Source organism: Mycobacterium sp. TH-M25 (assembly GCF_057473665.1).
In genome coordinates, this window is the sequence record NZ_JBYCLA010000210.1 from 1 (window position 1) to 4917 (window position 4917).

Consider the following 4917-nt stretch of genomic DNA (forward strand, 5'->3'; position numbering starts at 1 on the left):
GCAACCCCTTCCTCTACCGCCAGGGACGCTGGCAGTCCTACTTCGAGCGTTTGCGCAACGAAGCTCCGGTGCACTTTCAGCCCAACAGTCCGTTCGGTCCGTTCTGGTCGGTCACGCGGCATGCCGACATCGTCGCCGTCGACAAGAACCACGAGGTGTTCTCAGCCGAGCCGTTCATCATCATTGGAACGCCGCCTCGGTTCTTGGATCTGGCGATGTTCATCGCGATGGATCCGCCAGAGCACGACAGGCAGCGGGCCGCCGTCCAAGGGGTGGTGGCGCCGAAGAACCTGCGTGAGATGGAGGGTCTGATCCGATCGCGCGTCCAGGAGGTACTGGACAACCTGCCTGTAGATCAGCCGTTCGACTGGGTGCATACCGTCTCGGTGGAGTTGACCGCGCGGATGCTCGCGACCCTGCTGGACTTCCCGTACGAGCAGCGCCGCAAGCTCGTCTACTGGTCGGATCTCGCGACCGCGCTGGAGCAAGCCAACGGCGGTCCCTCGGACAACGACGAGGTATTCGACGCCATGCGCGACATGGCGCGAAGTTTCACCGCACTCTGGCACGACAAGGCGGCCCGGACAGCTGCCGGGGAGGAACCCGGCTTCGATCTGGTCACCATGTTGCAGAGCAACGAGAGCACCAAAGATCTGATCAACCGTCCGATGGAATTCTTGGGCAACCTGGTGTTGCTGATCGTCGGGGGCAACGACACGACGCGGAACTCGATGAGCGGAGGTGTTCTTGCGTTGAACCGGTTTCCGGACCAGTTCGAGAAGCTGAAGGCCAACCCCGAGCTGATCCCCAACATGGTCTCGGAGATCATCCGGTGGCAAACGCCGCTGGCCTACATGCGCCGGATCGCCAAGGCCGACACCGTAGTGAACGGCCAGTTCATCCGCAAGGGCGACAAGGTGGTGATGTGGTACGCATCGGGCAACCGCGACGAGCGCGTGTTCGAACGGCCCGACGACTTGATCATCGACCGGACCAACGCCCGCAACCACATCTCCTTCGGCTTCGGCGTGCACCGCTGCATGGGTAACCGGCTGGCTGAGTTGCAGCTGCGGATTCTCTGGGAGGAGTTGCTTCTTCGCTTCGACAAGATCGAGGTCGTCGGTGAACCGGAGTACGTGCAGTCCAACTTCGTGCGGGGCATCAGCACGATGATGGTTCGTCTCACCCCGAAATCCGACACGTGACACCGCAGCGGGCCCTCATCGTCGGGGCCAGCCATGCCGGCGCCCAACTCTCGGCCAGCCTGCGCCAGGAAGGGTGGATCGGCGAGGTCGTCCTGATCGGCGAGGAGTCCGCGCTGCCCTACCAACGCCCGCCGCTGTCGAAGGCCTATCTGGCCGGCAAATGCGCATCCGGTGACCTCGCGATCCGCAGCGCCGACTTCTACGCCAAGCAGCGAATCCAACTCCTCGATGCGACGGTGACGGCGATCGACCGGTCGACTGCTCACGTGGTGTTGCGCGACGGAGACATGCTGCCCTACGACAAGCTCGCGCTGTGCACTGGCGCCGGCGCTCGACGACTCGCCATCCCGGGAACCGACCTGGCTGGCGTGTATTACCTGCGCACTGCCGCGGATGTCGAGATGATCCGAGCGGCCACCGCCCCCGGGCGGCGGGCGGTGATCGTCGGTGGCGGCTATATCGGATTGGAGACGGCCGCCTCGTTGCGCGCATTGGGTCTGGAGGTCACCGTCCTCGAAGCGACCGAGCGCGTCCTCGAACGGGTCACCGCCCCCGAGGTGTCGGCGTTCTTCGACCGGATCCACCGGGAGCAGGGCGTCAGCATCCGGACCGGCGCGCTGGTCGAGGCGCTGTCCGGCGACGGCAGGGTCCGCGAAGTAATCTTGGCCGGCGGCGAATCAATTCCCGCCGACCTCGTCATCGTCGGCATCGGCGTGGAGCCCAACACCGAGCTTGCCGTCGCCGCGGGGCTGGCCGTCGACAACGGCGTCGTGATCGACGACCACGCCCAGACCAGTGACCCCGATATCGTGGCCGCCGGGGACTGCGCCAGCCACCACATGGCCCGTTACGGCCGCCGCATACGTCTGGAGTCCGTGCCGAGCGCGGGCGAACATGCCAAAGTCGCCGCCGCGACCGTCTGCGGGAAGTCCAAGAAGATCACGGCGCTTCCATGGTTCTGGTCAGATCAATACGATCTCAAACTCCAGATCGCCGGTCTCAACTCCGGGTACGACGAAGTCGTCCTCAGCGGCGACCCGGTCCGAGACCGCGATTTCACCTGCTTCTACCTGCGCGCCGGCGAGCTCATTGCCGCCGACTGCGTCAACCGCCCCCGCGACTTCATGTTCAGCAAGCGGGCCCTCACCCAGCAAGTCCCCATCGACCGGTCCGAACTGGTGCCCGCCGGCTCGGCGTGAGGGTCGAAGCGCTGCTGCGCAGCGTTCCTTGATCGCGGTGTTCAGGCGGGTATGTTTCACTTGACCCCATGGAAAGTGTTGCCACGTTTGGCGTTTCAGGGCTGATGCTGGCCAAGCTCACTGCTCCGGCGCTCGCGGTCGCGCTTTCTCCGATACCGATTGTGGTGGCATTGCTGCTGCTCGTGCACAATGACCGCCCGCAGTCGTCCAGCGTCGCCTACCTGCTGGGCAGATTGGCCTCGCTGGCGGCACTGACTACGGCATTCATCCACGTTCCCCGCTTGTTCGCGAGCCTCAACGGAGGCGAACCGCGGTGGACCGACTGGGTGGTCGTGACGATAGGTGTGGCGCTTGTCTTTGTCGGTGCGTGGGTGTGGTGGCGGCGCGCCACCGCGCCGGACAGGGCCGGATGGGAATCTAGGTTTGTCCGAATTACTCCGGCAGTGGCCGCCGCCGCAGGTATCTTCCCCATGCTTGCCAACCCGAAAGTGCTTGCCGCCAGCGCGACCGCGGGAACGGAGATCGCTGCCGTCCAGTTAACCGATGTCGGTGTGGTGGCGGCCGTCGCCTACTACGTGGGCCTGGCAACGTCGACCGTAGCAGCGCCCGTCCTGGCCTACCTCGTCTTGGGCCCACAGATTGATCCGCAGCTTGAACGGATCAGAGGGTGGATTCAACGACGGCAACAGGCGATCACCGCCGTCGTGCTCGTTTTCGTCGGTGTTGCGGTGGTGCTATACGGATTTTCGTGACGGCGCACCTCGTCACCGACGGTGGCAGCTTGCGAATTCCGCAACGCCGACGTCCGCGTTGAGACGGTCGTTCGCCCGATGTGTGGGGCCGGTCAGCCGTGCCCGCGGAAGATGACCCGCCCCATTTTGGCGGTGATACCGACTAGACGCCAGAATTGAATGAAGAGATTCTGACGTCTCCGCAGGGTCGCGTGGGTGGGCCGGGGGGCGTCGGCAATGCTTTCGGCGGTCCGGATATCCACCTCGGAGTCGATTTTGTCGTCGTCCATGTGTGCGCCTTTCATTCCGGGATCAGCCACCAGAACGGCTTGGCCTTCGCCTTATAGATAAACAGATGGTGCAGCATCGCCTTGATCCAGTGACCTGCCAAACCGATCTCGCCGAATGTGCCGGCGATGTCGCGGCCGGTTTCCGGGTACTTCACCGGGTCAGGGACGACCGGAAACATCGTCATCGCGGCGGCCGAGCCGCCCCGGAAGGTAGTTCCGGCCGAGGCGACGCACGCGGCGCCCATGCTCGCCATCGAGGCGCGGTGCGCGGCGGCCTGGGGATTTGTGATGCGGTCGCGGATCGTCTCGGCGACCGTCTTGGCCGTGATGCCCGATGGCATGCCGGTGCGCGGCGGGCTCGGGGTGATGACCGTCCCGCTGACGCTTGTGCGAGGGCGCGAGATCGGGTGCGGCGGCGCGAACGCGATGCCCGGCGCGAAGATGTTCGGGTAGGCGGGCGACTCGTAGGTGTGCGGCCAGTCCTCGGCCGACCACTCGTCGTACGGCTTGCCGGAGTAGTCGGCGTCCACTTTGAGAAAGCCCGACGGCGCGAACAGCACCGACGAGATGTCGTTACCGTCCTTGTCGTAAGCGGCGAGATCGACGCCCCGAAACGGCGGCAGCAGCATCGCGAAATCGAAGTGCAGCTCGTGTTCGGTGCCGTCGAGTTGCTCGTAGCGCAGCTTGCCGTCCATCACCTCGTGCACCGCCGCCTGCGTAATGGCCTTGACATCGCGCTCGCCGAACAGCGACTCGGTCCACAGCCGGCTGGACTGCCGAAAGCCCTTTTCGATGAATTGCATTCCGTCGACGCCGAAGTCGCCCAACTCGTACTCGTTGGTGAGGTAGACGACCTCGGCGAGGTCGCGCACGCCTGCCGCGCGCAGCCTCTGCTCGACGTTGAAGGTGTACTCGAACGCCGCGCCCTCGCAGGTGCAGGTGCCGTGTCCGACTCCGACCACGAGGCGCTGCTTCTCACCGGACTTCAGCTTGGCGATGACCCGCTCGAGTGCCTCGGCCGCCTCGACAGCGTGTTCGGCGGTGCACACCGAGTAGGAGTGTCCGTCCGGCCCCAGGCCCGGGGTAGCACCGAAGTTCAGCTTGGGGCCGGTGGCGTTGACCAGGTAGTCATAAGTGACGCTGGCGGGTTCACCAGGGTGTTTCTCGTCGGTGTAGATGAAATCCACCGATGGCGACGACGCCTCGCCGGTGCCTTCGGGGCGGATCGCGGTCGCCATCGCCTGGTGGAAGACGATCCCCTTACGCTGGTAGATCGGCCTGAGCGGGATCAGCACCTTCTTCGCGTCCATCTTGCCGACACCGACCCAGATGTTCGACGGGATCCAATTCCAGTCGGCGTTCGGGGAGATTACGACGATCTCGTGCTTGCGGGGCAGCCATCGGCGCAGGTGCAGGGCGGCGGTGTGTCCTGCGATGCCAGCGCCGAGAATGACGACTCGTGCCATGTCACGCTCCTCGTTGAGACTCGGCC

The 4917-nt window shown here is 64.9% G+C and carries 5 protein-coding genes; 3 read left to right on the forward strand and 2 right to left on the reverse strand.

Features of this window, described 5'->3' with window-relative positions:
* The 3 genes from AC2VOU_RS07060 to AC2VOU_RS07070 all read left to right on the forward strand — a co-directional run.
* The coding region (locus AC2VOU_RS07060; protein WP_486956729.1) for a cytochrome P450 at positions 1 to 1205 on the forward strand (1205 nt) is incomplete at its 5' end.
* On the forward strand, positions 1202 to 2404 hold the full coding sequence (locus AC2VOU_RS07065; RefSeq protein WP_486956730.1) for an NAD(P)/FAD-dependent oxidoreductase: 1203 nt from the start codon (positions 1202 to 1204) through the stop codon (positions 2402 to 2404). The genes AC2VOU_RS07060 and AC2VOU_RS07065, both read left to right, overlap by 4 nt.
* Before the next feature lie 68 nt (positions 2405 to 2472).
* Positions 2473 to 3156 (forward strand): GAP family protein, encoded by a 684-nt coding sequence (locus AC2VOU_RS07070; protein ID WP_486956731.1) that lies wholly within the window; start codon positions 2473 to 2475, stop codon positions 3154 to 3156.
* Positions 3157 to 3248: 92 nt separating this feature from the next.
* On the opposite strand, the gene AC2VOU_RS07075 is transcribed toward AC2VOU_RS07070, so the two are convergent.
* Entirely contained in the window at positions 3249 to 3425 is a 177-nt protein-coding gene (locus tag AC2VOU_RS07075; RefSeq protein ID WP_486956732.1) for a hypothetical protein, read from the reverse strand.
* Between the two features lie 11 nt (positions 3426 to 3436).
* The coding region (locus AC2VOU_RS07080; RefSeq protein ID WP_486956733.1) for an NAD(P)/FAD-dependent oxidoreductase at positions 3437 to 4917 on the reverse strand (1481 nt) is incomplete at its 5' end.

Bases quoted from the DNA above. Each gene is read 5' to 3' on its own strand.
- AC2VOU_RS07070 (WP_486956731.1), top strand. From the start codon at position 2,473: ATGGAAAGTGTTGCCACGTTTGGCGTTTCAGGGCTGATGCTGGCCAAG.
- AC2VOU_RS07075 (WP_486956732.1), bottom strand. From the start codon at position 3,425: ATGGACGACGACAAAATCGACTCCGAGGTGGATATCCGGACCGCCGAA.